Source organism: Nocardia lijiangensis NBRC 108240 (assembly GCF_001613045.1).
Lineage (GTDB): Bacteria > Actinomycetota > Actinomycetes > Mycobacteriales > Mycobacteriaceae > Nocardia > Nocardia lijiangensis.
Genome location: NZ_BDBP01000051.1, coordinates 1 through 26,784, shown reverse-complemented (window position 1 = coordinate 26,784; position 26,784 = coordinate 1). Strand labels below are relative to the sequence as shown.

Genomic DNA, 26,784 nt, shown 5'->3' with positions numbered 1-26,784 from the left:
GCCGCTGAACGCCACACACTCTCCGCACGCCCTACACAGGCGGTGCCTATGTAGGGCGTACAGAAGGTGTGTGGTTGGGGCCGCTCAGTGCGGCAGCAGATCCCGCAGCGCCTCATCCAAGTGCGAGTACCGGAACTGGAAGCCGGTCTTGCCGAGCACCGCCGAGGTGGCGTGGCGACCGGTCAACCCCAGTGCGGCATCCGTGCGCAGGAAGATCGCGCCGAGCTTCAGTACAGGTGCCGGGGTCGGTGGTGCGGGTGGGCGGTGGAGGTGGCGGCGGAGTGTGGCCATCAGTTCTCGGTTGCGCACCGGAAAGTCGGTGGCGGCCACCAGAATTCCGTCCGGCAGGGTGACCGTGGGGTCCAGGCCGAGGGCCGCGCGGACTATGCCCAACCAGTCTTCGATGTGGATCCAGCTGAACCACTGGTCCCCGCGGCCGACTCGCCCGCCGAGGCCGGCGCTGGTCAACTGGCAGAGGCGCCGCAGTGCGGGCGCGTGGGGGTCGAGCACGATGGACGTGCGCAGGATGGTGTGGCGTTTGGTGTTCGCGCCTTCGAAGGCGCGCTCCCACGGCTCGGCCACGCCGGTCATCTGCGGGAGCCCGATCGGCAGCGGAGTCGTTTCGGTGCAACGGATCTCGCCCGCGTCCGACCAGATCGCCGTGGTGCTGGCCTGCACCCAATAGTCGACGGGCGCGGCTAGCTTGCCCGCGGCCGCCACCAGGGCGCTGGTGGGATCGACTCGACTGCTGCGCAATTCGGCGACGTTGCTTTCGGTCGGGCGGCAGTCCACCAATTGCCCCGCCAGATTGACGATGGCAGTAGGACCCGGATTAGCAAGTGCCGCAACCCATTTACCCACCGACTTGCCGTCCCATTCGACTTGGTCGAACGGCAGCGCGGGGTCGCGGCGGCGGGTCAGGATGGTGACTCGCTGCCCGCGGCAGACGAGGTCGGCGGCGAGCTGCCTACCGAGTGCGCCGCTGCCGCCCGCGATCACCGCGGTCAGCGCGTCGGGTTCCGGAGCGAGACCGGCCAGTCGGGCCAGCCGTGCGAAGCAGACGCGCAGGTCCTGTTCCAGCAGGCGGGCGACCACGGTCCGCGCCGGGCGGGCCGACGGTCCGGAAAAGGTCAGTTCCTGGGTGAGGTTCGTTCCGCCGTCGGCGGGGGTGAGGCGCCAGGTCAGCCGCATCCGGCCCGCCGGTTCCGGCTGCTCGATGGTCAGTTCGCGCTGCGGACGCAGGACGGTGATCGCGAACGGCGGCGCCGTCCGACCGTGTAGCGCCCCCACGAAACGTCCGCGCGGGAGGTAGTCGCCGGTCGTACCGACCTCGACGGGACCGTGCAGCCGCACCGAGGCGACAGCCGGATTCCACTCGGGCCACCGCGCGGGATCGACGACCACCTGCCACACGAGTTCCGGTGGCAGCGCCAAGAATTGGGTGTACCTCGTTGTACGAGCCATACCCCGACGCTAGAACGCGGACGACGGCACGGGAAGCGTGCCCTTGCTCACCCGCGCCGCGTCGTCAGTCGCGCCGGGGGCCGAGGCCGATGCCGCGGGTGGCGAGCCAGGGCAGCGGGTCGACCTTGTCGACGCCGTTGAGCCAGACTTCGAAGTGCACGTGCGGGCCGGTGGAGAAACCACGGTTGCCCATGGTGGCGATCTGGTCGCCCGCCGTCACCCGCTCGCCCTGCGAGACCGTGGCGGTATCGATGTGGCCGTAGATCGTGACGGTGCCGTCGTCGTGCATCAGGCGCACCCACATGCCGAATCCGGCGGCCGGACCGGCCTCTATGACGGTGCCGTCGGCGACCGCGTAGATGGGGGTGCCGATCGGGCCCGCGACGTCGATGCCCAGGTGCTGGACGCCCCAGCGGGCGCCGAAACCGGAGGTGAAGTTGCCCGCGGCGAAGCGTGCGAACAGCGGGCGCAGCTTCGCGGCCTCCGCGGCGGCGAGATCCTCCGCGTACTTGCGGCCCTTCTCCAGGATGTCGTTGAACTGGCCGAGATTCGCCGGGGTGGAGACGTTGAGCACCTGCGGCGAGTCGGGCGAGGAGTTCGGGTCGGCCAGGCTGACCGACTGGGCGGCGATCTCGTGGATCTGTCCCGCGGCCTCGTAGTCGATGGTCTGTGACGGCTGCTCGGGCGAGGCCATCGCGGCCTGTCCCGCGGCGACGACCGCGCCCGCGGCGACGGCGACGACCGCGGCACGCCCCTTGAGCGCGGCGGGCGGCGCGGGCATCCGGTGCGCGCCACCGCGTCTGTTCGGGTCTCTCGCGGGGATGACGGTCGGCGTGGCCGTGCCTTCGGCGGCTTCTGCCTCGGACCAGGAGTCCTCGCCGGACCAGGAGTTCTCGGAGGACCAGTCGTCCTCGGCGGGTTCGGTCCACGCGCCGTCGCCCTCGGCGAACCAGCCGTTGTGTGCGTCCTGCCCCCAGGAGTTGTCCGTCTCCTGCGCCCACTCCGCGCCGGGCTGCGGGGTCCACGCGTTGTCGGCGGCAGGCGTCCACGCCTCGTCCGCGTCGGGCGACCAGGAGTCGCTCGCGGCCCACGCGCCGCCGTCGGACCACGAATCCTGTTCGTTCCACTCGGCATTCGAGGACCAAGCGGACGCGTTCTCGTCCCCGTGCGCGCCGCTCGCGGCGTATCCGGTCGCGGCAGTGCCCGCGGCGCCGGCGTAGGGGTGGTTGGACGACGGGAAGGTGCGTCTGCCGTGATCGCCAGGGGCGAAGGGTTCGTCGTCGTCGTCGCGATAGCGATGTCCCGAGCGAGTGTGATTGTCGGGAAAGAGGGTGGAGCGATGATTCATCGGCGGTGCCACATCATGGAGCGGGAGATGGTCACGGTGCCGAGAGATCGGCAGAAGGTCGATGTCGGAGGCTCGTGCAAGGATCGGCTCACCGTCTGCGGAGCGCTGTGCTGCATCAAGGCTTGCCGTCCTCCTAAATCCCTTGGAACAACGGAGTCGTGACCTAGTTGTGACATCGACCTCAATTACGGTAACGAAACGATTGCGGGGTCCGCAAGCGCTACGGCCAATCTGTCCAAGCATGTGAGATTGATCACCGTAACACCACGGAATAACTCACTGTTTTCGGGGCACGCGAGTGAGGTTGGCTGACGACGGTTCGTAGTAGATCGGCATACGATCCTGGCTTCGGTGGCTCTACCTGGCAAACCGGCAACAAACTACTCGCCAGTAGCCTTGGCCAGCGGTTTTTCTGTACCGATGACGCCGCCCGTGACCTGCGCCACTTAGGATGAACGTGGCCGATTGGCCCTCCATGTGACTGGTTAGAGTCCGACCCGACCCGCTTCCGACGTCGGGCCGCCAACAAAGACGTTGTCATCACAACGCAGACGAGACGGTGAGTACATGGATCTCTTCGAATATCAGGCGAAGGAGCTCTTCGTTAAGCACGGAGTGCCTTCGTCCGAGGGCCGCGTCACGGACACGGCCGAGGACGCCCGCGCCATCGCGGAGGAAATCGGCAAGCCGGTGATGATCAAGGCCCAGGTCAAGGCCGGTGGCCGCGGTAAGGCGGGTGGCGTCAAGTACGCCGCCACCCCGGAGGACGCGCTCACGCACGCGCAGAACATCATCGGCCTGGATATCAAGGGCCACATCACCAAGAAGATCCTTGTCGCCGAGGCCAAGGACATCGCGGAGGAGTACTACATCTCCTTCCTGCTCGACCGCTCCAACCGGACCTACCTGGCCATGTGTTCGGTCGAGGGCGGCATGGAGATCGAAGAGGTCGCCGCGACCAAGCCCGAGCGCCTCGCCAAGGTGCCCGTCGACGCCGTCAAGGGTGTCGACCTCGCGTTCGCGCGTTCGATCGCCGAGCAGGGCCACCTGCCCGCCGACGTGCTGGACGCCGCCGCGGTGACCATTCAGAAGCTGTGGGAGGTGTTCGTCAACGAGGACGCCACCCTGGTCGAGGTCAACCCGCTGGTGCGCACCCCGCAGGACGAGATCCTCGCCCTCGACGGCAAGGTCACCCTGGACGAGAACGCCGAGTTCCGTCAGCCCGGGCACGAGGCGTTCGCGGACAAGGACGCGACCGACCCGCTGGAGCTGAAGGCCAAGGAGAACGACCTCAACTACGTCAAGCTCGACGGTGAGGTCGGCATCATCGGCAACGGCGCGGGTCTGGTCATGTCGACCCTCGACGTCGTCGCCTACGCCGGCGAGAACCACGGCGGCGTCAAGCCGGCCAACTTCCTCGACATCGGTGGCGGCGCCTCGGCCGAGGTGATGGCGGCCGGGCTCGACGTCATTCTGGGCGACGCGCAGGTCAAGAGTGTGTTCGTGAACGTCTTCGGCGGCATCACCGCCTGCGACGCGGTCGCCAACGGCATCGTCAAGGCGCTGGAGATCCTCGGTTCCGAGGCCAACAAGCCGCTGGTCGTGCGCCTGGACGGCAACAAGGTCGACGAGGGTCGCAAGATCCTGGTCGACGCCGCGCACCCGCTGATCACGCTTGCGCAGACAATGGACGAAGGCGCCGACAAGGCCGCCGAACTGGCAGCGGCCAAGTAAGGAATCCGGAAATGTCTATCTTCCTGAACAAGGACTCGAAGGTCATCGTCCAGGGCATCACCGGTGGCGAGGGCACCAAGCACACCGCACTGATGCTGAAGGCGGGCACCCAGGTCGTCGGCGGTGTCAACGCGCGCAAGGCGGGCACCACCGTCGCGCACACCGACAAGGACGGCAACGCGATCGAGCTGCCGGTCTTCGGCACCGTCGAAGAGGCCATGAAGGCGACCGGCGCGGACGTCTCCATCGCGTTCGTCCCGCCGAAGTTCTCCAAGGACGCCATCATCGAGGCCATCGACGCGGAGATCCCGCTGCTCGTGGTCATCACCGAGGGCATCCCGGTGCAGGACACCGCTTACGCGTGGGCCTACAACGTGGAGAAGGGCAACAAGACCCGGATCATCGGCCCGAACTGCCCCGGCATCATCACCCCCGGCGAGTCGCTGGTCGGCATCACCCCGGCCAACATCACCGGCAAGGGTCCGGTCGGCCTGGTCTCGAAGTCCGGCACGCTGACCTACCAGATGATGTACGAGCTGCGCGATTTCGGCTTCTCGACCGCCATCGGCATCGGCGGCGACCCGGTCATCGGCACCACCCACATCGACGCCATCGAGGCGTTCGAGAAGGACCCGGAGACCAAGCTCATCGTCATGATCGGCGAGATCGGCGGCGACGCCGAGGAGCGGGCCGCGGCCTACATCAAGGCCAACGTCACCAAGCCGGTGGTCGGCTACGTCGCGGGCTTCACTGCCCCCGAAGGCAAGACCATGGGCCACGCGGGCGCGATCGTCTCCGGTTCGGCGGGCACCGCCCAGGCGAAGAAGGACGCGCTGGAGGCCGCGGGCGTGAAGGTCGGCAAGACGCCGTCCGAGACCGCCGCGTTGGCTCGCGAGATCCTGGAGAAGGCCAGCATCAGCGCCTGATCCTTCCGAAATCGTTACGAGGGCCGCCTTTCTGCAGGGAAGGCGGCCCTCGTCGTCGCCTATCAGGGCTTCCTGCCAGTTGCTTAAGGGTGACCCGAACGGGCGAGTGCAGTAGCGTCAAAGTGATCCAGCCGAACAACGACTCGACGTAGGAGACGACGACATGTCATACCCGACCGGGGGCTCCGGGTACAACACACCCGCGACGCCCTCCGCACCACCCAGCCTCGGCCAGACGAGCAGTGGTGCCAGTACAGGTGCGAGCGCTTCCGGTTCCGATGCCAAGGGCCTGCCGTTCTTCCTGGTGGTCGGTGTCGCTGCGCTCGGCGTGATCAACTTCTTGCTCGGATTCCTGCCGTTCTCGGTGGAAGAGGTCGAGCGCTCCGGCGCCACCATCACCGGCGACAGCTACAACGGCTTCACGCCGTTCGGCGCGACCGGCGCGCTCGGACTGCTGCTGCTCGGCGGTCTGCTCGCGGGAGTTTCGGTGCTACCCAAGCAGAATTGGAAGGGCGCCGCCGCTGCCGCATCGGCCGCGGGCTTCCTCGCCCTGCTGTTCCAGACCATCTCGCTGCCGGATCCGCTGACCCCGGAGTTCGGCGCGTGGGTGCTGATCTTCCTCGCGCTGGTGCAGACCGGCGTCGCGATCGCCGCGGTGCTGTTCGAGGCGGGCATCATCAAGGCGCCTGCCCCGAAGCCCGCGACCGCGCAGGGCGCGCAGGCTGGTTTCGGCCAGGCTCAGGGCGGCTACGGTCAGCAGCAGTTCGGCCAGGCCGGTCAGTACGGCCAGAGCCAGCCGAGCCAGCCGGCCTACGGTCAGCAGCCCGCCCAGTCCTACGGCCAGGCCGGCTACGGCACCGGCCCGCAGTACCAGTCGCAGCCGCAGCAGCAGCAGCCGTACGGCCAGAGCCAGCCGAGCCAGCCGACCTACGGTCAGCAGCCGGGGCAGTCCTACGGTCAGCAGCCCTACGGCCAGCAGCCCGGTTACGGTGCGCCGCAGCAGGGTTCGCCGTACGGCGCCGCACCCGCGCAGCAGCAGCCGCCGCAGCCGCGTCCGGACGAGGGCGCCACGCAGCACTTCGGCGGCGCTCAGCCCGGCCAGCAGCAGTACGGTGCGCCCGGCTACGGCCAGAGCCCGCAGCAGGGTCAGCCGTTCGGTGGCGAGAAGCCGTCCGACCCGGCCAGCGACGCCACCCAGGCTTTCCGTCCGTCGGACGACAACAACAAGTAATAGAAGCAGGTTTCCGCGAGCACCTACCCCTCCGGGTGGGTGCTCGCGGCGCGCCTGACCCGCTCACCTCGGGAAAGGTGTGACGCTGAAGTGCCATGAGGGAACGCAGTGAGCGAATCATGTGCCAGCGCGCCGAGTACATGCCGGAGCCGAGCGTCAGCGAGGACAGTGCATGAGTCCCAGGAACTCTCTCGTCCGCTGGACCGGTGGGGACTCCGACGCCTCGGAATCTCCGATGCGTAGCGGTCATCCGCCCGAAGCCGACGACGCCGGGTTCCTGTCTCTGACTCCGGAACGCGCCAGGATCCTGCTGCTGGTCGCGGCTCGCCCAGCCGCCTTCGCACTCAGTGCGATTGCGGTGCTCGTGCTGGTCACCTTGCTCGCCGCGGGCAGCGGGCTGGCGGGGGCCGCGGGTGCGATCGCGGCGAGCTGGCTTGCGGTGCACCAGGTTCCGCTGGTGATCGGAAAGACCACGCTCGGCTTGCTTCCGCTGCTGCCGACCGCGCTGTTGCTCGGCGCGGCGGGCCGGGAGTGCTATCGGGCAGTGACGCCGAACAGTTCGCGCACCGAACTCGGCTGGGTCGTCGGGGCGGCGCTGGGCGGACCGCTACTGTTCACCGCCGTCTGCCTGGCGGTGGCCGAGGATGCCTCGGCCGTGGTCGCGCTGCAACCGCCGGACACCCTCGCGGCCTTCGGCTGGGTCGCCTTCCTGCATCTCGGCGCGGCGGGCGCGGGCATCGCGCTGCGGATGCGCCGCCGGATGTTCGATCTGGCGCTCGCGCCGGAATGGGTGATCGCCGGAATCTACGGCGCGGGCCGCACCGTGCTGCGGCTGCTCGGCTGCGCGGCCGCGGTCACACTGGTGTCGTTTCTCGCCCACTGGGGCGACATCGGCGACACCTATCGCACCGCGGGGAATGCCTGGGGATTCATCGGTCTGACGCTGCTCTCGCTGGCCTACCTGCCCAACGTCGTGCTCGGCACGCTGGGCGTGCTGATGGGCGCGAGCGCGAATTTCGGCGCGGCCTCGATCGGTCTGTTCGGCGTTGTCGGTGGGCCGGTCCCGGCGGTGCCGGTGATGGCGGCGGTGCCGACCGGGTCTGCGGCGGCCTGGTGGTCGGCGCTGCTGGTGATTCCGGCCGCGGTCGGCGTGCTCGGCGGTGTGGACGCCGGGCGCACCTCCGGCGATCGCCTCACCGCCCCGTGGGCGACACTGACCTCGGCGGGCGCGGCGACCCTGTCGCTCGTGCTGCTCGGCGCGCTCGCGGGCGGGGAATTGGGCACCTTCGGGCCGGTCGGCCTCGAGCTGCCGATCTTCGCCGTGGTGAGCTTCGTGTGGCTGGCCGCGGCGGGCTACGTCGGCCTGGTCTGCGCCCGGTACTTCATCGGGCCGGTCGGCGCGGTGCTTCCCGGCCAGGACTACTACGACGATGACGACGCGGACTACTACGACGCCGACGCGGACTACTACGACGACGACTACGAATCCGACGGTCACCACCGTCACGCGGACGACGACTACCGTGACGACGACTATTACGACGACGAGTACTACGACGACGATCAGTACTACGACGACGACCCGTACGACGACGACCGAGACGACGCACTCGAAGCCGAGCTCGTCGACGAACCGCCCACCCTCGCCACACCCCAGCGGCAGGCGGCCCCCGACATCGTCGACGCGGAAGTCGTCGAGACCGATCCGGACCTCGACTCCCGGGCCGACGGCAGGCGCTAGCCGACGCCGCGGGGGCACACATAGCATCCCGGCGGCCTCGGCGGGCCCGCTACCGGTGGAAAGCCGCGAACAGGCCACCGACTAGGCTTTACTCCGGCGGCGCCCCGATTCGGCCGCCGTCCGACCGATACGCAGGAGTAGAGCGCTGACGTCTCCGCATGCCCAGTGGGTGCCCGCCGCCGCGCCCGCCACCGTAGTCGTGCTCGCCTCGGGCACCGGGTCGCTGCTGCGCGCGCTCCTCGACGCGGCGAGCGCCGCGGGCTATCCGGCCAAGATCGTCGCGGTGGGTGTCGACCGTGTCTGCGCTGCCACCGAACACGCCGACGCCACGGGCGTTCCGCATTTCCGGGTGGCGCTGAAGGACTTTCCCGACCGCATGGCCTGGGATACCGCGCTGACCGACGCGGTGGCCGCCTACGAGCCGGATCTGGTGGTCTCGGCCGGTTTCATGAAGATCCTCGGTCCCGCGTTCATGAACCGCTTCGGCGGGCGGATCATCAACACCCATCCCGCGCTGCTGCCGTCGTTCCCCGGTGCGCACGGCGTGCGCGACGCGCTCGCGTACGGGGTGCGGGTCACCGGCTCGACGGTGCACCTGGTCGACTCGGGCGTCGACACCGGGCCGATCCTCGCGCAGGAGCCGGTGCCCGTGCTGCCCGACGACGACGAGGACGCCCTGCACGAACGGATCAAGGTTGTCGAGCGACGGCTGCTGGCGGAGGTAGTCGCCGCCGTCGCGACGCGAGGCATTGTCACCGACGGACGAAAGGCAGTAATTCCAGATGAGCGGGTGCGCCAGTGAGTGAGCGTAGCGAAACGACCGCGGTTCCGGCCGAGCGCAAGGCGATCAGCAGGGCGCTGGTGAGCGTCTACGACAAGACGGGCCTCATCGAGCTCGCGACCGGTCTGCATGCGGCGGGCATCGAGCTGGTCTCCACCGGTTCGACCGCGGGCAAGATCGCCGACGCGGGCATCCCGGTGACCAAGGTCGAGGACCTGACCGGGTTCCCTGAGACGCTGGACGGCCGGGTCAAGACCCTGCACCCCCGGGTGCACGCGGGCATCCTCGCCGACTCGCGCAAGCAGGAGCACGTCGACCAGCTGGTGGAACTCGGGGTCGAGGCGTTCCAGCTGGTCGTGGTGAACCTCTACCCGTTCACCCAGACCGTGGCCAGCGGCGCGAGCCAGGACGAGTGCGTCGAGCAGATCGATATCGGCGGTCCGTCCATGGTGCGCGCGGCGGCGAAGAACCACCCGTCGGTCGCGGTGGTCGTCGACAGCGGGGACTACGACGACGTGCTCGCCGCGGTGAAGTCCGGCGGCTTCACCCTCGCCGAGCGGACCGCATTGGCCGCCAAGGCTTTCCAGCACACCGCGAGCTACGACGTCGCGGTGGCCAGCTGGATGACCGGTGTGCTGGCCCCCGGTGTGGCCGAGGAGCAGGCGAGCACGCCGTTCCCCGGCTGGATCGGCGGCAGCTGGGAGCGCGCCGCGGTGCTGCGCTACGGCGAGAACCCGCACCAGGCCGCGGCGCTGTACACCAACAACGACGGTTCGGTCGGTCTCGCGCAGGCGGAGCAGTTGCACGGCAAGGAGATGTCGTACAACAACTACACCGATGCCGATGCCGCCTGGCGCGCCGCCTACGACCACGAGGCGCCCGCGGTGGCGATCATCAAGCACGCCAACCCGTGTGGCATCGCGATCGGCGCCGACATCGCCGAGGCGCACCGCAAGGCGCACGCCTGCGACCCGGTGAGCGCGTTCGGCGGCGTGATCGCGGCCAACCGCGAGGTCACCGTGGAGATGGCCGAGCAGGTCGCCGACATCTTCACCGAGGTCATCGTGGCCCCGTCCTACGCGGACGGCGCGGTGGAGGTGTTGCAGCGCAAGAAGAACGTGCGCATCCTCGTCGCCGAGGCGCCGCAGCGGGCGGGCGCCGAGCTGCGTCCGATCAGCGGCGGAGTCTTGTTGCAGCAGCGCGACATCCTCGACGCCGCGGGTGACGACTCGGCCAATTGGACACTCGCCACCGGCGAGGCCGTGGACGCGCAGACCCTCGCCGATCTCGAATTCGCTTGGCGCGCTTGCCGCGCGGTGAAGTCCAACGCCATCCTGCTCGCGCACGACGGCGCGTCGGTGGGCGTCGGCATGGGACAGGTCAACCGGGTGGACGCGGTGCAGCTCGCGGTGCAGCGGGCGGGGGACCGTGCCAAGGGCTCGGTGGCCGCCTCCGACGCGTTCTTCCCGTTCCCGGATGGCCCGCAGCAGCTGATCCAGGCCGGTATCCGCGCCATCGTGCAGCCGGGTGGTTCGGTCCGCGACCAGGAGACCATCGACCTGGCCCGCGCGGCCGGAGTGACGTTGTACCTCACCGGTTCTCGCCACTTCGCGCACTGAGCCCGAACTTCACGCACTGAGTCCGACGAACGCGGAGAGCGATCCCGAAAGGGGTCCGCTCTCCGCGTTTTTCGTGTTCAGGCGGGCTGTGCAGCAATCGATGTGCCGGAGCCGCAAGGCTTTTCGGTAACAAACTGGACGTCTGGATCTCATTATCCGGTATGGAATCCCCGGAATAGTATTTCCATGGTGCAGAATGTACGCATGCGTATCGTGGTCGCCGGGGCTTCGGGGTTCCTCGGCAAGTATCTGGTCTCCAAGTTGAACGACGAGGGCCACGAGGTGGTCCGACTAGTGCGCCGGGAAGCCGTGCGACCGGACGAGATCAGTTGGGACCCTTATGGTTCCAGCTTCGACAGCGGCATCGTCGCCGGCGCGGGTGCGGTGATCAACCTGTGCGGGGCCACCGTCGCGGGCAAGCGCTGGTCGCCCGCCTACAAGGAGGAGATCCGCGACAGCCGCATCGTGCCGACCAGGGTGCTCGCACACGCGGTGGCCGAGACCGGCGTCCCGATCCTGCTCAACGCCTCGGCCGCGGGCTGGTACGGCGACAGCGGAGATCAGGACGTCGACGAGTTCGCGCCGCACGGGCCGGACTTTCTGGGCACCATGTGCCGGGATTGGGAGGCCGCGACCGACGAAGCCTCCGCCGCGGGCGTCCGGGTGGTCACGCTGCGCACGGCGAACGTGCTCTCCGCGGACTCCATGATGGTCGAGCGGCTGCGCCCGCTGTTCCGCCTCGGTCTCGGCGGCAAGTTCGGCACCGGCCGTCAGTACCTGCCGTGGATCACCCTGCACGACTGGCTCGAGGCGGTGAGCTGGCTGCTGACCTTCTCGGTCTCGGGCCCGGTCAACCTCTCCGCCCCGGAGACCGTCACCAATGCCGAGTTCACCGCCGCCTTCGCCGCGGCGCTGCACCGGCCCGCCGTGCTGACGCTGCCCGGCGCGGTGCTGAAGCTGATCGGCGGCGAGGGCGGCGCGGAGCTGCTGCACGGGCACAAGATGGTGCCGAAGGCGTTGGTGGGCAGCGGTTTCGAATTCACACACAACACGCTGGATCAGGCCATGGGATACACCTTCGCCACGCACTGAGCGTCGCGCCGAGCGGGCGGTGGCCGTCCGCTCGGCCGAACGGCGGCGCCACCACCGGGCCGCATCGCGCGGACCGGTGACCGTCCGGGTCAGGCGGCGCTGAGCACCGCCCGGTCGCCGAGCGGCGCCTTCAGCGGGATCTCCATCGTGCCGAACACCGCGATCATCACGCACATCCGCCCGACGGCGTCGGCTCGGGTGCCGCCGCGCAATTCCACCGTGACCGTCGTGTCGGTCTCGGTGGTCACCGCGTCCACGCCGTAGCACTCCGGCGCGCCCGTCTGGAAATTCACGGCGATCTTGTCGTCCGCGACGCGCGCCCACGACGTGAACGGGATCGGATGCGCGCCGACGATCGTCGGATCGGCCGTGAACGGCTGGCCTTGCGGCTGCGCGACCTCACTCGGCGGGGCAGGCGCGGACGTGATCGCGCCGGGGGAGGTGTTCTGTTGCGCGCCATCGTCATCCGAGCCGCCGCATCCCGCGACGGCGAGACCGAGCAGCAGTGCGACGGCGGCGAGCGAGATGCGTCGGCGATTCATGCCGACCACCCTAGGGGACGAAGTCCGTGGACCGGCCCGCGCATGGCTGCCGGAGGTGCACCCAGATGGCACTGCGGGACTTAGCCGATCGAGAACCTCACGCACGGCGGAAAACAACGTGGGACCCCGGGACTAGCTCTCGGGGTCCCACGTCTTTCGCGTGAATGGTCTGATGGCGCTTCGGCGCCTTGCACTTTCGCCCGCGATCAGTACCGCATGGCGTAGGAAACCTTGCGCCACAGCGATTTCTTGCGCTGGGCTTCCTTGAACCGGTCGTCCTCCTCGAGCACCTCGGTCGCGGCGCTGACCCGGCGCTTGGCCTCGGCGATCGCCTCGTCGACCGGCATCACGGTCTCCAGGTCGAACAGTTCGATGATCCGCGAGACCCGTTCGTGCACGGTCCCGCCGACCACCTCGTAGGGCAGCCCGATGTCCTTGACCACTTGCAGCAGCGTGTCGTCGGAGAGCTTGCGGAACGGTTCGGACACCGGGCGGTGGCCGTCGGCCTTCATCTCGAACTCCACGGGCAGGTGCACATAGGCGTCGTAGAGCCGGGCGGCCCGTTGCTTGACCACGTCGCCGATGATGTCGGTGTACTCCCGCAGCGGCGCCTTGCGCCCGATGCCCGCGGCGGCCTTCACGGTGCGCAGCAGCAGCCCCGCGCCGGGATTGATGCCGACCGCCATTCGCGCGGTGCCGTACACCCATTCGTGCACCACGGAACCGTCGGAAATGAAAGAGCCGTCGCAGGATTCGTTGTGCACCCGCTCCTCGAAGCGGCGCAGCCCGAGTTGCAGCAGCTCGATGGAGTTCAGCTCCATCACCGTCTTGCCGGGCGCGAGATCGATCAGCAGCTCACGGGAGGTGAGCGCGTGCGTGCGTGGAATGCCGGTGGCGATCGAGAGCGTCTCGGTCGTCGTGCTCTTTCCGACGCCGTAGGTGCCGGAGATGGCCAGCTTCAGGCTGTCGCGGCGCTGTCCGCCGACTAGGTACACGGGTTCTCCGATCGCTCAGTGGTCGTCACGCAGCACTTCCCAGCCCCGCGCGGTCGCGACCTGTTCCAGCGCGGGATCGACAGGGACGACGGCCGGGTGGCCGACCGTTTCCAGCACGGGTACGTCGCTGAGGTGGTCGCCGAAGCCGAAATCGCCCGAAAGATCGTGTTCGGGATACCTCGCCGCGAACGCCTCCACCTCGGCGCGCTTGGCCGCGCCGATGAGAGACTTGCGCACCGCGCCGGAGTACACGCCGTCGCGCTCTTCCAGCTCGGTGCACAGCACGCCCGCGCAGTCCAGTTCCCGCTCGATGGGCCGCAGGCAGGCGCGGAAGGAGCCGGACACCAGCACCGTCTCCACGCCCTGCGTGCGCAGCTCGCGCAGGCGGCGCACCACGGGCTCGCGGTAGAGCCCGTCGGCGCGCACCCGCTCGTGCCACGTGCGCGCATGGTCTTCGACCTCGCGGACCGGGATGTCGGCCCAGAGCAGGTAATAGCTCCGGTTCAACGTCTCCCGGTCCGCTCCGTTTGCGGCCAGGCGTTGCATGCGCTGCTGATGCATCGCCAGCACCTCCGCGCGCCCCGTACCTTCGAAGAAGTACAGCGCGAAGTGCTGCAGCGTGCTGATCCGCAGCAGGGTGTGGTCCACATCGGTGAACGCGAAGCGCGGCCTGGTCGCCAGCACGGTCAGGCCACCGGCGTGGGCTCGGTGGCGCCTTCGGTGGGCACGCCGGGGGTGGCCAGCGCGGCCTCGTCCAGATCGCTGCTGCGCAGCGTGAAGAACGCGATCGCGCCGGAGATCGCCGCGAGCACCGCGGCCAGCACCATGGCGTTCTCCAAGCCGCTGACGAACGCCGATTCCGCGGCGGCGCGGACCGATTCGGCGACCGACTCGGGCAGTTCGGCCGCGACGACGGCGGGACCGCCCGCCGCCACCGCGTCGCCGGCCTCGGCGGCCCGGTCGGCGAAGACCGTTTGCGCCGCCTCGGACTCGGTGAAGGCGCTGCCGACCCGGTTCTGGAAGAACGCGCCGACCGCCGCGATGCCGATGGCCAGACCGGCCTGCTGGAAGGTCTCGTTCACGCCCGAGGCCATGCCCGCCTTGTCCGGGCTGGTGACCGCGATGGAGAACGCGGCGCGCGGCGGGTTGAAGACGCCCATGCCGAGACCGATCAGCACCATGCCGGGGATCAGCGCGGTCCACGAGGAGCCCGGCTCCACGAGCAGCACCGCGATCAGGCCTGCGGCGATGAGGAACTGCGAGGCGCCGACCAGGATCGCGGGCGGCAGCTTGGCGACCATGCTGCCCGCGATCGCGGCGGCGACGAACAGCAGCAGCGTCAGCGGGAGGAAGCGGACGCCGCTGGCGAAGGCCGAGTAGCCGAGCAGGTTCTGCACGTAGGAGATGAGCAGGAACAGCGCGGGCATCACCGAGAGCGCGCACAGCGCGGTCACCACGGACAGACCGTTGAAGGTCCGGTTGCGGAACAGGGTGAGGTCGAACATCGCGTGGCTCGGCCGGGAGATCTGCAGCCAGGTGAAGGCGGCGAGCAGCACCAGCGCCAGCGCGAAGCAGCCGATGATCCGGCCGCTGGCCCAGCCGTCCTGCTCGCCACGCATGAACCCGAGCACCAGGAAGAACAGACCGGCCGAGAAGGTCACCATGCCCGTCCAGTCCACGGGCGGCGGTGTGTCGCTGCGGGATTCGCGCATCTTCAGGTAGCCGACGGCGAGCGCGGCAATGGTCACCGGCACGTTGATCAGGAAGATCCAGCGCCAGCCCGCGGTCTCGGTGAGGGCGCCGCCGATCAGCGGGCCGAACGCGATCGCCAGACCGGCGACGCCACCGAACACGCCGAAGGCCATGCCGCGGTCCTTACCGCGGAACTCGTGCCCGAGCAGCGCCGGGCCGACCGCGAAAAGGATTGCGCCGCCGAGGCCCTGGACCAGGCGGGCGACGATCAGCACGAAATCGTTGGGTGCCAGACCACACGCCAGCGACGACAGCACGAAGATCACCAGGCCTGCGTCGAAGACCTTCTTGCGGCCGATGCGGTCGGCGAGCGAGCCCGCCGCAAGCAGCACCGCGGCGAGGCCGAGTGCGTAGGCGTCGAGGATCCACTGCAGCGCGGAGAACGACGAATCGAACGCCGCCCGGATATCGGGTAGCGCGACGTTGACGACGGTGAGGTCGAGCATCAGCATGAAGGTGGCCAGCGCGACGACGACAAGCGTCCAGATTGCGCTGTCCGATCGCTGTGGTGGCTTGGTCAAGGCGCCTCCGGATGCCATGGGAATTCCCCTCCAGGTGTTGTGCGGCGACGGCTGTTGTTTCACGCGGCTTGCAGCGCTGCGGAGACCGCGTCGGGCACCGGCATCAGCTGCGGCAGCTGATACATGCCGGCCACCCGGGTGACGATTTCTTCGATGGACCCCCCGATCACCAGATAGGGAACGGTCCCGTCGTGCAGGGTGTCGAGCAATAGTCGATCGATGGTGCTGCGGTATCGGTCATCGCCTTCGCTGGCCGATTTCCGGTCGATCCGCAGATGGACGAACCCGTCGTAGGTGACATTTGCCCGCCGCGTCACGATTCCGCCGTGTGCAAGCAGGTACCGCTTTTCGAAGATGCGATAGGGCAGGTCCCGCGGGTTCCACACCCAGTGCCGGAGCCTGCGGGTCCGCCGCAGCGCCTCGGCCGCCACCCATTCCTGGAGCACCGAACCGTCGGAGACGAAACCCGAGGTCAACCGGGCTTCGGAATCCACGCGCTGTTCGAAGCCGCGCACCGCGGCGTCGACCGTCGGCGCGAGCCTGCGGTCGGCACCCGGGGTGGCCAGGTGGGTGGAGATGGCCGCGTAGTCCAGGCCGGTGGCCAGCGCGAGAGCGGTGCAGACGGTGGTCTTTCCCGTTCGCGGTGCGCCGGTCACGGCCAGTCGTAGCGCGGGTGCATCCTTCATCAGGCGTCCTTGTATCGCGGGTGCCCGCATTTTCGCGTATCCCCTTGCTGGCAAGTGGAATACGCGAGCGCGAAATACGGTCTCACCGGGTTCATCGAAAATCTAGTAATCAAGTGATAACTTGTCAACATGAGGGCCAGACTGAGCGCGGCCGAGCGTCGCGAGATGATTCTCGAGGCCGCGGGGCGGGCGTTCTCGCGCGGTGGCTACGCGGGCACCAGCACCGACGTCGTCGCGCTGGAGGCCGGGGTCTCGCAGCCGTACGTGGTGCGCATGTTCGGCACCAAGGCCGACCTGTTCCAGGAGGTCTTCGACCGGGCCGTCGCAGCCCTGCTCACCGCGTTCGCCGCCGAACTGGAGGATCCGGAGGTCGCGGCCTCGCCCGAGGTCTGGAGTCGGCTCGGCGGGGTGTACAACCGCCTGGTCGAGAACCGGGACGTGCTGGTGGTCCTGCTGCAGGGGTTCAGCGCGGCCGCCGGTCATCCGCAGATCGCCGCCGCCGCACGGCGTTTCGTCTCCGCGCTGTACACCCTGCTGGTCGAACGCACCGGCTGTAGCCCCGAGCGCGCACGGGAGTTCATCGCCAATGGGATGCTGCTCAACGCGCTGCTGGCGATGAACGCCACCGAACACGCCGATGACCCCGCGTTGGCCGCGCTCGCGGAATGCGCGCTCGGCCACGACTGCGGGTTCGACGCTCCTGGACCGGAGTGATTCGCCACCGGAGGCCACTCCGACGCCCGGCATTTCTAGTCGGGCAGCTGGTGGGCGAGCAGGCAGAACCCGGTGACGCCCTGGAATTCCTTGATCAGCAGATCCGCGCTGCGCCAGCGCTGGCCGCCGCGGTCGATGGTCGAGGTGCGGCGGATCTCCACCGTGCCGTCGAACGACTCGGCCGAGGAGCGGCGCGGCCCGTCGGCGAAGAATTCGAGCTTGCGCATCCACAGGGTGTTGCTGTTGCGCCGATCCAGCCCGTCCATCTCGTAGAGCAGGATCTGGGATAGCTGCGCCGCGCCGACGATGGCGTCGATCGGCGAGACCGAATCCCAGTAGGCCGATTCCGCGCCGACGTAGCCGCCCTCGACACCGGTGCTCACCCGCTGCCTGCCGCTGATGCGGGAGACGGATTCGTCGACGGTCAGGTCCGTCGCGGTCAGCGTGTGGTCCTTCACGCCGTTCAGGTAGTAGTGCGGCGCGGGTCCGTGGATGTCGCTGAGCTGTTCGACGTGGTCGACGCCCGGCACGTCCAGTGCGCCGGAACCGACCGGATGCACCATGGTCAGTGTGCCGGTCAGGTTGCCGACGCGGAACTTGAAGGCGGTTTCGATCTCCTCGGCATCCTCCGCGGCGGTGGTGGCGGTGATCTCCGCCTCGACCGGGATGTGCTCGAGGTCCTCGTGCGGTGCGGCACCGGCCCGCACGGCCGCCTGGCGCACCCACATGCGCGAGGATTCGGCCGGGTTCAGGTCGCGAGCGTGGGTGATCGCGGCGTCGCAGAGCGAGGCGGCGAGCATGACCGTGTCGACGCTGCTGACGTGCGGCACGAGCTCGCGGTGCTTCTTGGTCGACCATGCGGCCGGGTAGCTCAGGCGCGCCGTGCCGGAATGCTTGGCGCCGAGCTGGGTGGAGCGGCGGATCTGGAGGTCGATCAGTTCCGGGCTGACCTTCTTGTAACCCTCACCGAAATATCGATCGGACCGTGGTCCGAGGGGCTCGTCGTAGCTGGAAAAGGAAACGGTCATGGCAGAGCAACTTTCGAAGAGCGATCGAGCAATTCGGTTTCAGGCAACCTGGGGCAGGTCGAAAACCTGTCCCGCATACGACAGACCGGCGCCGAAAGAAACTTGCAGAGCAAGTTGTCCCGGCTTCGCCCGGCCAGAAGACACCAGGTCATCGATCGCCAGCGGAAGGGCGGCGGCGGAAGTGTTTCCGGTCCGTCGGACGTCGTCTGCGATCACTATCGATTCGTCCTGCCAGCCGAGTTTGCGAGCAACCCCGTCGATGATTCGCAAATTCGCTTGATGCGGGATGAATACCTCGACGTCGGCGAGCGTGATACCGCCGGCGTCTGCGATTTCGGAAACTATCCGGGGCACAGCGGCGGTCGCCCAGCGGAATACTTCGGTGCCCTCCATGTGCAGGAAGGGAGTGTCCGTCGTGGTCGGCGCTGCGCGCAGCTCCTCCCAGGTGGGTTCCTGCCTGATCAGGCGGGACTGCGTGCCGTCGCTGCCCCATATGGTGCGCCTGATGTGCCCGGATTCGGTGCGGCCGACGAGCGCGGCCCCGGCGCCGTCGCCGAAGATGGGAGCCACCGACCGATTGCTGAGATCGATGACGTGGCTGAGTTTTTCGGAGCCGATGACGAGAATGTTGTCGGCTTGGCCCGCATTGATCAGCGCGGCGGCTTGGCCGATGCCGTGTGCGTAGCCGGAGCAGCCTGCCGAAATGTCGAAGGCGGCGGGGCCTGCGCAGCCGAGTTCGGCGGCGACGATGGCCGCGGCGGCCGGAGTCTGGTTGAGATGGGTCGAGGTCGCGATCATCACGACGTCGATCTGGCTAGCGGACATTTTGGCGGCATCGAGCGCTTTCTGCGCGGCCGATGCGGCCATCGAAATTACTGTTTCGTGATTTCCGGCGAATCTACGTTCGGTAATTCCGGTCCGCGTGAATATCCACTCTTCGTCGACCCCCAATTCCGGGGCTAGATCGGAATTGAAAACAATTCGATCGGGCCGGTATGATCCGACCATCAAAACTCCGGCTTGTAAAGCCGTCATACTTCCCACCCCCGAGAGGTGAACGCGTCAATTCTGTATGCATCAATGTATCACTCGGCCTGAATTCGGGAATTAGATCACATTGCTATAACGCCTGTATAACAGGCAACTGTGACGAAGGTCACGTTTTTTCATAGACTGTTGACATGGCTCGATTATCGACGTTCGACAGAGCCGCTACATGCAGATAGCCGTCAATTAACTACTAATTGGTAATCGAGTGATTTTCGCCCGGAGAATCATCGGCGTACGAGTTCGCGCCGGTTGTTTCGGTTCGCTCGATCGATAACTGTGAATTGTCCGCCGCGCGGGCGCGGGTGGCGACCGGTCGACTGCAGGCGGATACGACAACGGCGGGGGCTCGGGTGTGTGTCACACCCGAGCCCCCGCCGTCGAGACTGGAAGAGCCCGCGCTACCGGCTGGTGAACGGCAGCAGGGCCATCTCGCGGGCGTTCTTCACCGCGACGGCGACCTGGCGCTGCTGCTGCGGGGTGAGCCCGGTGACGCGCCTGCTGCGGATCTTGCCGCGGTCGGAGATGAACGTGCGCAGCAGGTTCACGTCCTTGTAATCGACCGTCTCGATCCCCGCGGCGATGAGCGGGTTCTTCTTGGGGCGGCGGGCCTGTTCGGCGCGGACCTTCTTCGACGGTGCTCGCTTGACTGCCATATCAGGGGTTCCTTCTACGGGATCGGTGGTTCTTACCAGCTCGATTTGTGCACACCGGGAAGCTCTCCCCGGTGGGCCATCTCGCGCACACGCACACGGGAGAGACCGAACTTCCGGAGGTGGCCGCGCGGGCGTCCGTCCGCGGCGTCCCGATTGCGCAATCGTACCGGACTGGCATCGCGCGGCAGGCGCTGCAGGGCCGCCTGTGCGGCGGCGCGATCGGCGTCCGACGTGGCCGGACGGCGGATGAGTTCCTTCAGTTCGGCCCGGTCAGCGGCGTAGCGGGCGACCACGGCTTTGCGCTGCTCGTTGCGCGCGATCTTCGACTTCTTCGCCACCTCAGCGCTCCTCGCGGAAGTCGACGTGCTTGCGCACCACCGGGTCGTACTTCTTCAGCACCAGGCGATCCGGGTCGTTGCGCCGGTTCTTGCGGGTGACGTAGGTGTAGCCGGTGCCCGCGGTGGACTTCAGCTTGACGATCGGCCGGATGTCGGTGGATTTCGACGCCATGGCGCTCCTCAGATCTTCTCGCCACGAGCCCGGATGCGAGCGACTACGGCCTCGATCCCGTCCCGGTCGATGGTTTTGATGCCCTTGGCCGAGACGTTCAGCGTGATGCGGCGGTCCTCGCTGGGCAGGTGGTAGGTCTTGCGCTGGATGTTGGGGTTCCAGCGGCGGCTGGTCCGCTTGTGCGAGTGCGACACGGTCTTGCCGAATCCGGGCTTGCGCCCGGTGACCTGGCAGTGGGCCGACATGCGGGCTCCTCCATTCGGGGATGGCAGCCGGCGGAGCCGGCGGGGCGGGCAGGGGGAGATGACAATCATTTTCGACAACGGCTGATTGGCACTGTACCGTTGCCGAGTAGCAAATGAAAATCGTTATCGAAAGGGGTTCCGGTGGTTGTGCCTGATCCCGCCCTGCTCCCACCCGAGCCTGATCGCCGGACGCCGGTGGTGCTGGTCGCCGGTCTGCCCGGACGTGCCGCGGCGGGCGTGGACCGCGTTGCCTGCGCGCTGCTCGGCGGCGACGGCGCGGTCGTCGTACGTCACGAGCTGAGCGAGCTGCGCGAGGGCATCGTGCGACGCACGGTCCGCACCGCGACGGACACCAGGACCGCCGTGCTCGAACTGGCGCACGGCTGTGTCTCCTGCACGCTGCGCGCCGACTTGCTTCCGCTGCTGTGCACGCTGGCCGCGCGAGAATCGGTGCGGCGCATCGTGCTCGCGCTGGACCCGGCCTTCGAGGCCGAGGCGGTGTGCCAGGCCATCGCGGATGTCGTGGTGACCGGAGTCGTCGGTCGTGCGGACGGCCCCGCCGGGCGGAACGTGCGGATCGAAGCCGTGCTGACCTGCCTGGACGGCCGGGAATGGTTGTCCGACGCCACCGGCGACGAGACCCTCGCCGAACGCGGGCTCGCCGCCGCGGACGACGACCGCACCGTCGCGCAGGTCGCGGTCGGCCAGGTCGACTTCGCGGACGCGGTGGTGACCATCGGTCCCGCGCTCGACGGCGTGGATCAGGCCAGGCTCGGCGCCGTGCTGACCCGCCTGGTGCCGGACGCACCCGTCGCCTGGATCGATGACCTGGACGCGGTGACCACCGCGGACGTCGATGCCCTGCTCGCCCGGATCCCGGCGCAAGCGCGCCGCGGGCGGATCTTCGACGCGCACGCGCCGCTGTTGCGCGGACAGCCGCCGCTGGTGGCCGAGGACGGCGTCGCACTGATCGAGTTCGCGGCGAGCAGGCCGTTCCACCCCGGCAGGCTGCACGACGCCCTCGATGTGCTGTTCGAGGGCGTGGTCACCGCGCGCGGCAGGCTCTGGCTGGCCACCCAGCCGGACGAGGTGGTGTGGCTGGAATCCGCGGGCGGCGGGCTGCGCGTCGGCGGCGCGGGCCGCTGGCTGGCCGCGATGAGCGAAGACGAAGTGGCGCAGGCGGATCCGGCCCGGCGGGCGCTCGCGGCGCTGCGCTGGGACGAGCGCTTCGGCGACCGGGACGTCTCGCTGGTGATCCTCGCGCACGACGCCGATCCGGCCGAGATCCGCCGCGCCCTGCACTGGGCGCTGGTCGAAGACGACGAGCTGCGGCTGGTCGAACGCGCGCCCGAGCGGGTCGCGCTGTGGGACGACCCGTTCGGCGACTGGCACGCCGACCCGTGCGACGACGCCGCGGGCCTGGTCGACGAGGTCGTGCAGCCCAAGAGTCGAGGAGGAGAAGGAAAGTGAAGACAGGTATCCACCCGGACTATCACCCGGTGGTGTTCGAGGACTCGAGCACCGGCAAGCGGTTCCTGACCAGGTCCACCGTCACCAGTGCGCGGACCGTCGAATGGGAGGACGGAAACGTCTACCCGCTGCTGGTGGTCGACGTGACCGCCGACTCGCACCCGTTCTGGACCGGCGCGCACCGCGTGCTGGACACCCAGGGCCGGGTCGAGAAGTTCGAGCGCAAGTACGGCAGGCGCGTGCGCGCCGGACAGGAGGCCTGAGATGGCGGTGCCCAAGCGGAGGATGTCGCGGTCCAACACCCGCAGCCGTCGCGCCCAGTGGAAGGCGACGCCGCCCGCGCTGGTGCCGGTCACCGTCGGCGGGGTGGTCCACCAGGTGCCGCGCCGCCTGGTGCAGGCCGTGCGCCGCGGGCTGATCGACCTCGATCGCCGCTGAGCCAACCCGGCCGTCGACGGCCGGACACGGGAAACGCGTCGGGCCCTGCGCACCATAACGCGCTCGACACCCCCGCGTGCGCCGAACGCGCCGCGCGATCGGTGCCCGGTTTGCCGGGGTAGCGGAAGACTCGGGTCACCGCGATCGTGATGTTGTGGCAACCGATCGGCTATCAGTGTGTCGCGCATCACATGGAATTATTCCTGAATTCTCGCGTGCGACAAGGTAACTGGGCCGTGAATTGCATACTGAGAGTTGGTTTTTGGCCGTCGTAAAAGTCTCCGTGTAGTGATGATTTTGTGCTCACACGCCGGTACCCTCATCCGAGAGGGCGGGTTCTTCCGGTTCCTGGAAGAACCCGCTCATCGCCAAATTCGGCATTCTTCCACGTAAACCGTTCTCGCGAACGATGTTCGGCGACGTCTAGGTCTTGCCGTTTCGCGGTACGGACTCCGCGTCCGAATGTCCCGGCAATCCGGGCAAATCCGGCAGCAGCGATTCCAGTCGGGCCAGCTGCGCACCGATCAATTCCGCCGGACCCTCGATCAACGAGAGCGGCCACGGCCAGCGGTGTCCCTCCAGGCGCTGTACCTCCTCCACCAGGTCCGCGGTGGTGGCCTCCAGTTCACTGATCTCCGTGCGCAATTCGCCGACCTGGGTGCGCAACGCCGCGGTGTCGCCCTCCAGCTCGTCGATGCGGCCTTGCAGCTCGTCGATGCGGGTCAGCGCCGCCGCCAGCCCGTCGACCAGCGTCAGATGCCTGCCGTCGGCGTCCGTGCCCAGCTGCGGCCACCCCGCGAGGCCGGGGCCGCGCAGCTGGGTCTGGATGTCGCGCAGCACCGCGTCCTGCTCCGGCGTCATGTCCGGTTCCTCCTGTACGAAATCCCACTGGCCGAAATCCGCTGTCTCGGCGACGTTCACATCGCAGAGCACGCCGTTGACCCGAATCTGGCGCAGCGTCTGGTGAATAGCGCGCCGGGTCTCCACATTGCCGCCCGACCACGCGTCGGTCTGCCAGGCCCAGGACGCGCTGCCCGCGTCCAACGCCCGGCTCACCGACCAATACCCGCCGTAGATGCCGACATTCGCGCGGCCGAGCACGCTGGCGGCCCCGTCCAGATACGCGTTGATCGGCACCTGATCCTGCGGGGTGGCGTCGAAATCCGCCGAGAAGTAGATGGGCCGGTCCGAGCGGCCGCCGCAGCGCAGCACCTGCGAGAGGCCCGCCCGCGCGTCCACGATGCCCGCGTTGTAGCCGTCCAGCATGCGGGCGGCGGTGGTCTCCCAGTTGGAGACGAGGGAAATGCCGTGCGCCCGAAGGTCGTCGGCCTCCGCGGGGGTCAGCTGCTTGCCGGGCAGACTCGGTCCGCCCGGCGTCAGATAACGCACCACGAAATCGAAACCCGCCGCCCGAATGGCGGCGCCCCCCGGACGTCCACCGGCGTAGTCCAGGCCGAACCGCATGTGTCCCACTGTAAGACGTAGACGCTGCGGTCCGCCGGGGTTCAGTGCGTGAACTCGGGCCGCCGCGCCGGTGCGGGCGGGGTCGACGGCGTGCGACGGTCGGGGGCGACCAGCACCGCGGTGATCGGTACGGCCAGCGAGAGCATGCCGATGACGAACATCGGCACCAGGAAGGAGAACAGGTCCTCACCGCTCGGGATCGTCTTGCGCGGATCGATCCGCAGCTCCACCCCGGCCATGCGCAGGTAGTGCATGCCGACGACGGCGCATCCGAACAGCGCCGCGGCGCCGACGACCGCGGCCGTCGGCCACGAGCGCAGGACGAACCACAGTATGCCGAGCGAGATCACGACGCCGAGCACGCCGGAGGCGATCACCTGCCACAGTCCGAACTCGATGTCGCCGCGCACCTGCACGGCGCTCATCCCCAGGGCCAGCATCAGGCTCAGTCCGGCGCCCATCAGCAGACCGCCGCCGAGCAGGCGGGGCAGCCGCAGCGTCCGCCCGAGCGCCATCAGCCCGCCGAAGACCGCGAGGACGGCGAGCACCGCCGCTCCGGTGAGCCGGGCGACGTCGTAGCGGATCAGTGCGTCGCCCGAGGGCGTGACACCGAGCATCGACACGAAAACCGCCAGCCAGGTACCGATTCCGCCGATGGAGATCGCCGCCGAGGCGAGCCAGACCAGCCGGAACTTGGACGTCACCGACTTGGTCGACTGGCGGATGCAGATCAGTCCGATCAGCGCGCCCGCCATCGCCACCAGGATCGACAGGCCGAGGACCCAATAACCCATGGAGAAGTAGGACAAGACAGCGACCCTCACACCTGTCCGACGGGCTGCTCGTGCTGCTGTGCCGCGAGCCGCTGGATCGCGTATTCGGTCACCGCGGCGAGGGATTGGCGCACTTCCATCGCATTGCGCGCATCGATGTCGACGATCGGGACCCCGGACCGCACCGAGAGCGCCTCACGCAGCTCGGCCACCGGGAACCGCGGGGCATCCGGAAAACGATTGACCGCCACCAGGAACGGCAGGCCGCGGGCCTCGAAGAAGTCGACGGCGGCGAAGCTGTCTTCGATGCGGCGGGTGTCCACCAGCACCACCGCGCCGATCGCGCCGCGGATCAGGTCGTCCCACATGAACCAGAACCGGCGCTGGCCCGGCGTGCCGAACAGGTACAGCGTCAGGTTCCCCGGCAGCACGATGCGTCCGAAATCCATGGCGACCGTGGTGGTTTCCTTGCCCGGCGTGGCGGCCAGGTCGTCGATGCCGTCGGAGAAACCGGTCACCATCGCCTCGGTGCGCAGCGGGACGATTTCCGACACCGCGCCGACGAAGGTGGTCTTGCCCGCGCCGAAACCCCCTGCGACAACGATTTTCGTCGACGCGGTGCGGTTGTCCAAGGATGCCGAGCCGTACGGCTGGGAGTTATAGGGCGCGGAGTCCACGCAAAGTCCTCTCCATCAGGGTCCGGCGCTCGTCGTAGCTCGCCTGGTCACTCAGGGTCGAATGCACGCGCAGCGTCCCGGCGACGACGAGATCGCCGATCACGACCCGGACCAAACCAAGCGGCCGTTGTAGCTGAGCCGATATCTCGGCGACCGACAGACGTGCGGTGCCCAGCCGCACTATATCGGTCCGGATATCGCCGACCGGCCATTCGAAATGGGCAGTGTAGGAGATGGTCTCGATGACCGCCTCCAGGGGAAGGTCGACCGCGGGTTCGGTACGCCCCGAGGTCAGGGCATAGGGACGAACGCGGGTGGGTGGTATGCCCGGCCCCCCGCCGGATGGGGTAGACATCGCACGCTCTACACGGCCGTCCGGGCGGTGGCTTGGACCACCGAACCGACCCGGTCGACCAACAGCGCCATCTCGTAACCGATCCGGCCGATGTCGTGCGTCTTGTTGGCGAGCACAGCGAGATGCGAGCCGTTGCCGACCGTCATCACCAGCAGGTAGCCGCGCTGCATGTCGACGATCGACTGCATCACCTTGCCGCCGTTGAACAACTGGGCGGCGCCGCTGGACAGGCTCGCCAGGCCTGCGGTGACCGCGGCCAGCTGCTCGGCGCGATCCGAGGGCAGGTGCGGGCTGGTCGCCTGCAGCAGGCCGTCGGCCGACACCAGCACCGCGTGGGTGACGCCCGGTACATCCCGGGTGAACCGGGTGACCAGCCAGTTCAGATTCTCGTCTGTGGTGTTGCCTGGTTTGTCGGTCATGCAAGCCCTCCGTCGTTGTACTGGGCGTCGGCCCGCCCGCTGCGGACCCCGCTGAGATGCCTGGTCAAGCTGGTGCGGATCTCGTCAGGATTCCGCGTGTTGGATTCGTTGGCCGGCGCCAGTCCGCCAGGGACCAGCTGCGCTCCCGGCTGCCGGATGGGCAGGCCGCCGGAGGTGCGGCCGGAGTTGGTCGGATTGCTCGCCTCCGCGGCGGCGGCCCAGCCGACGTCGGCGGGGGACGACCAGGATTCGCCGTCGTTCTCGGATCCGGCGGAAGCGGGTTCGACCAGCCACTCCGAGACCATGCGCTGGTAGATCGGCGTCGGCGATTCCGGGTTCACCGGTCGCAGACCGGTGACCGTGGCCTGCGCGGCGTTCGCGAGGGCCGCAGGCTCGGGCACCTCGAAGGTGGCGGTCTCGGCCCAGACGTCGACCTGCACGGGTTCTTCGCGCGCGGGCGCCGGTGCGGGCGCGGGCAGCGCCAGCGGCTCCACGGGGCGCGGCGTGCCGTTCTCGGTACGCGCCCGCATCGGCAGCGGGCCGCCGCGGCCGGGAT

Annotated in this window: 29 protein-coding genes and 1 pseudogene; 11 read left to right on the top strand and 19 right to left on the bottom strand. The window is 68.5% G+C overall.

The window, feature by feature from the left end:
- Positions 1–84 precede the first annotated feature (84 nt).
- Together NL1_RS19900 and NL1_RS19895 are read right to left on the bottom strand one after the other, a co-directional pair.
- On the bottom strand, positions 85–1,464 hold the full coding sequence (locus tag NL1_RS19900; RefSeq protein WP_084510777.1) for a DUF1731 domain-containing protein: 1,380 nt from the start codon (positions 1,462–1,464) through the stop codon (positions 85–87).
- A 64-nt stretch (positions 1,465–1,528) separates the two neighbouring features.
- On the bottom strand, positions 1,529–2,812 hold the full coding sequence (locus NL1_RS19895) for a M23 family metallopeptidase (RefSeq protein WP_067841573.1): 1,284 nt from the start codon (positions 2,810–2,812) through the stop codon (positions 1,529–1,531).
- A gap of 567 nt (positions 2,813–3,379) precedes the next feature.
- Here NL1_RS19895 and sucC point away from each other — a divergent pair.
- The 7 genes from sucC to NL1_RS19860 all read left to right on the top strand — a co-directional run bounded on the left by sucC (position 3,380) and on the right by NL1_RS19860 (position 11,936).
- Positions 3,380–4,546, top strand: coding sequence for an ADP-forming succinate--CoA ligase subunit beta (gene sucC, locus NL1_RS19890; RefSeq protein ID WP_067841486.1), 1,167 nt, complete (start codon positions 3,380–3,382; stop codon positions 4,544–4,546).
- Between the two features lie 11 nt (positions 4,547–4,557).
- On the top strand, positions 4,558–5,472 hold the full coding sequence (sucD, locus tag NL1_RS19885; RefSeq protein ID WP_067841484.1) for a succinate--CoA ligase subunit alpha: 915 nt from the start codon (positions 4,558–4,560) through the stop codon (positions 5,470–5,472).
- 163 nt (positions 5,473–5,635) lie between these two features.
- Positions 5,636–6,703, top strand: coding sequence for a DUF5336 domain-containing protein (locus tag NL1_RS39930; protein ID WP_067841482.1), 1,068 nt, complete (start codon positions 5,636–5,638; stop codon positions 6,701–6,703).
- Between the two features lie 172 nt (positions 6,704–6,875).
- Positions 6,876–8,444, top strand: a complete 1,569-nt coding sequence (locus tag NL1_RS38770) for a cell division protein PerM (RefSeq protein ID WP_067841480.1) — start codon at positions 6,876–6,878, stop codon at positions 8,442–8,444.
- Between the two features lie 127 nt (positions 8,445–8,571).
- On the top strand, positions 8,572–9,246 hold the full coding sequence (gene purN, locus NL1_RS19870; RefSeq protein ID WP_067841478.1) for a phosphoribosylglycinamide formyltransferase: 675 nt from the start codon (positions 8,572–8,574) through the stop codon (positions 9,244–9,246).
- Positions 9,243–10,844, top strand: a complete 1,602-nt coding sequence (purH, locus tag NL1_RS19865) for a bifunctional phosphoribosylaminoimidazolecarboxamide formyltransferase/IMP cyclohydrolase (protein WP_067841476.1) — start codon at positions 9,243–9,245, stop codon at positions 10,842–10,844. The genes purN and purH overlap by 4 nt, the downstream gene beginning before the upstream one ends.
- Before the next feature lie 204 nt (positions 10,845–11,048).
- Entirely contained in the window at positions 11,049–11,936 is an 888-nt protein-coding gene (locus NL1_RS19860; RefSeq protein WP_067841571.1) for a TIGR01777 family oxidoreductase, read from the top strand.
- 89 nt (positions 11,937–12,025) lie between these two features.
- On the opposite strand, the gene NL1_RS19855 is transcribed toward NL1_RS19860, so the two are convergent.
- The 5 genes from NL1_RS19855 to NL1_RS19835 all read right to left on the bottom strand — a co-directional run bounded on the left by NL1_RS19855 (position 12,026) and on the right by NL1_RS19835 (position 16,432).
- Positions 12,026–12,478 (bottom strand): hypothetical protein, encoded by a 453-nt coding sequence (locus NL1_RS19855; RefSeq protein ID WP_067841474.1) that lies wholly within the window; start codon positions 12,476–12,478, stop codon positions 12,026–12,028.
- A 206-nt stretch (positions 12,479–12,684) separates the two neighbouring features.
- Entirely contained in the window at positions 12,685–13,473 is a 789-nt protein-coding gene (locus NL1_RS19850) for an AAA family ATPase (RefSeq protein ID WP_067841472.1), read from the bottom strand.
- A 15-nt stretch (positions 13,474–13,488) separates the two neighbouring features.
- Positions 13,489–14,157: an HAD family hydrolase gene (locus NL1_RS19845; RefSeq protein ID WP_162272752.1), complete on the bottom strand. Its 669-nt coding sequence runs from the start codon at positions 14,155–14,157 to the stop codon at positions 13,489–13,491.
- Between the two features lie 2 nt (positions 14,158–14,159).
- Positions 14,160–15,764: an MFS transporter gene (locus NL1_RS19840; RefSeq protein WP_067841470.1), complete on the bottom strand. Its 1,605-nt coding sequence runs from the start codon at positions 15,762–15,764 to the stop codon at positions 14,160–14,162.
- 41 nt (positions 15,765–15,805) lie between these two features.
- Positions 15,806–16,432, bottom strand: a complete 627-nt coding sequence (locus tag NL1_RS19835; protein ID WP_084510776.1) for a DEAD/DEAH box helicase family protein — start codon at positions 16,430–16,432, stop codon at positions 15,806–15,808.
- 129 nt (positions 16,433–16,561) lie between these two features.
- Between NL1_RS19835 and NL1_RS19830 the strand changes: the two genes are divergently transcribed.
- Entirely contained in the window at positions 16,562–17,146 is a 585-nt protein-coding gene (locus tag NL1_RS19830) for a TetR/AcrR family transcriptional regulator (protein WP_067841466.1), read from the top strand.
- A 35-nt stretch (positions 17,147–17,181) separates the two neighbouring features.
- Here the strand turns inward: NL1_RS19830 and NL1_RS19825 are convergent, their stop codons facing one another.
- The 6 genes from NL1_RS19825 to rpmB form a co-directional block, all read right to left on the bottom strand.
- Complete coding sequence (locus NL1_RS19825) at positions 17,182–18,174, bottom strand: AvrD family protein (RefSeq protein ID WP_067841464.1); 993 nt, start codon at positions 18,172–18,174, stop codon at positions 17,182–17,184.
- Positions 18,175–18,213: 39 nt separating this feature from the next.
- Positions 18,214–19,209 (bottom strand): beta-ketoacyl-ACP synthase 3, encoded by a 996-nt coding sequence (locus NL1_RS19820; RefSeq protein WP_245673412.1) that lies wholly within the window; start codon positions 19,207–19,209, stop codon positions 18,214–18,216.
- 413 nt (positions 19,210–19,622) lie between these two features.
- Complete coding sequence (gene rpsR / locus NL1_RS19815; RefSeq protein WP_011211513.1) at positions 19,623–19,877, bottom strand: 30S ribosomal protein S18; 255 nt, start codon at positions 19,875–19,877, stop codon at positions 19,623–19,625.
- A 32-nt stretch (positions 19,878–19,909) separates the two neighbouring features.
- Positions 19,910–20,215 (bottom strand): 30S ribosomal protein S14, encoded by a 306-nt coding sequence (rpsN, locus tag NL1_RS19810; protein WP_067841461.1) that lies wholly within the window; start codon positions 20,213–20,215, stop codon positions 19,910–19,912.
- Between the two features lies 1 nt (position 20,216).
- Positions 20,217–20,387, bottom strand: a complete 171-nt coding sequence (gene rpmG, locus NL1_RS19805) for a 50S ribosomal protein L33 (protein ID WP_067841459.1) — start codon at positions 20,385–20,387, stop codon at positions 20,217–20,219.
- Between the two features lie 8 nt (positions 20,388–20,395).
- Positions 20,396–20,632: a 50S ribosomal protein L28 gene (gene rpmB / locus NL1_RS19800; protein ID WP_067841457.1), complete on the bottom strand. Its 237-nt coding sequence runs from the start codon at positions 20,630–20,632 to the stop codon at positions 20,396–20,398.
- Positions 20,633–20,773: 141 nt separating this feature from the next.
- Between rpmB and mrf the strand changes: the two genes are divergently transcribed.
- The 3 genes from mrf to rpmF are packed head-to-tail and all read left to right on the top strand — an operon-like array spanning position 20,774 to position 22,540.
- Positions 20,774–22,102, top strand: a complete 1,329-nt coding sequence (gene mrf, locus NL1_RS19795; protein WP_174553438.1) for a ribosome hibernation factor-recruiting GTPase MRF — start codon at positions 20,774–20,776, stop codon at positions 22,100–22,102.
- Positions 22,099–22,365 carry a type B 50S ribosomal protein L31 gene (locus tag NL1_RS19790; protein WP_067841455.1) on the top strand — a complete coding sequence of 89 codons (267 nt, stop codon included), beginning with the start codon at positions 22,099–22,101 and terminating at the stop codon, positions 22,363–22,365. The genes mrf and NL1_RS19790 overlap by 4 nt, the downstream gene beginning before the upstream one ends.
- 1 nt (position 22,366) lies before the next feature.
- Complete coding sequence (gene rpmF, locus NL1_RS19785; RefSeq protein WP_067841453.1) at positions 22,367–22,540, top strand: 50S ribosomal protein L32; 174 nt, start codon at positions 22,367–22,369, stop codon at positions 22,538–22,540.
- Between the two features lie 423 nt (positions 22,541–22,963).
- On the opposite strand, the gene NL1_RS19780 is transcribed toward rpmF, so the two are convergent.
- From NL1_RS19780 to NL1_RS38195, 6 genes and pseudogenes are all read right to left on the bottom strand, one after another.
- Positions 22,964–24,004: a DUF1906 domain-containing protein gene (locus NL1_RS19780; RefSeq protein WP_067841452.1), complete on the bottom strand. Its 1,041-nt coding sequence runs from the start codon at positions 24,002–24,004 to the stop codon at positions 22,964–22,966.
- 41 nt (positions 24,005–24,045) lie between these two features.
- Positions 24,046–24,813, bottom strand: a complete 768-nt coding sequence (locus NL1_RS19775) for an MHYT domain-containing protein (protein WP_067841450.1) — start codon at positions 24,811–24,813, stop codon at positions 24,046–24,048.
- A gap of 11 nt (positions 24,814–24,824) precedes the next feature.
- Positions 24,825–25,454 (bottom strand): GTP-binding protein, encoded by a 630-nt coding sequence (locus tag NL1_RS19770; protein ID WP_245673410.1) that lies wholly within the window; start codon positions 25,452–25,454, stop codon positions 24,825–24,827.
- On the bottom strand, positions 25,435–25,809 hold the full coding sequence (locus tag NL1_RS19765; protein ID WP_067784301.1) for a DUF742 domain-containing protein: 375 nt from the start codon (positions 25,807–25,809) through the stop codon (positions 25,435–25,437). Before NL1_RS19765 ends, NL1_RS19770 begins: the two co-directional genes overlap by 20 nt.
- An 8-nt stretch (positions 25,810–25,817) precedes the next feature.
- On the bottom strand, positions 25,818–26,228 hold the full coding sequence (locus NL1_RS19760) for a roadblock/LC7 domain-containing protein (RefSeq protein WP_067841448.1): 411 nt from the start codon (positions 26,226–26,228) through the stop codon (positions 25,818–25,820).
- Positions 26,225–26,784: pseudogene (locus NL1_RS38195) on the bottom strand (sensor histidine kinase); the annotation flags it as partial. The pseudogene NL1_RS38195 and the gene NL1_RS19760, both read right to left, overlap by 4 nt.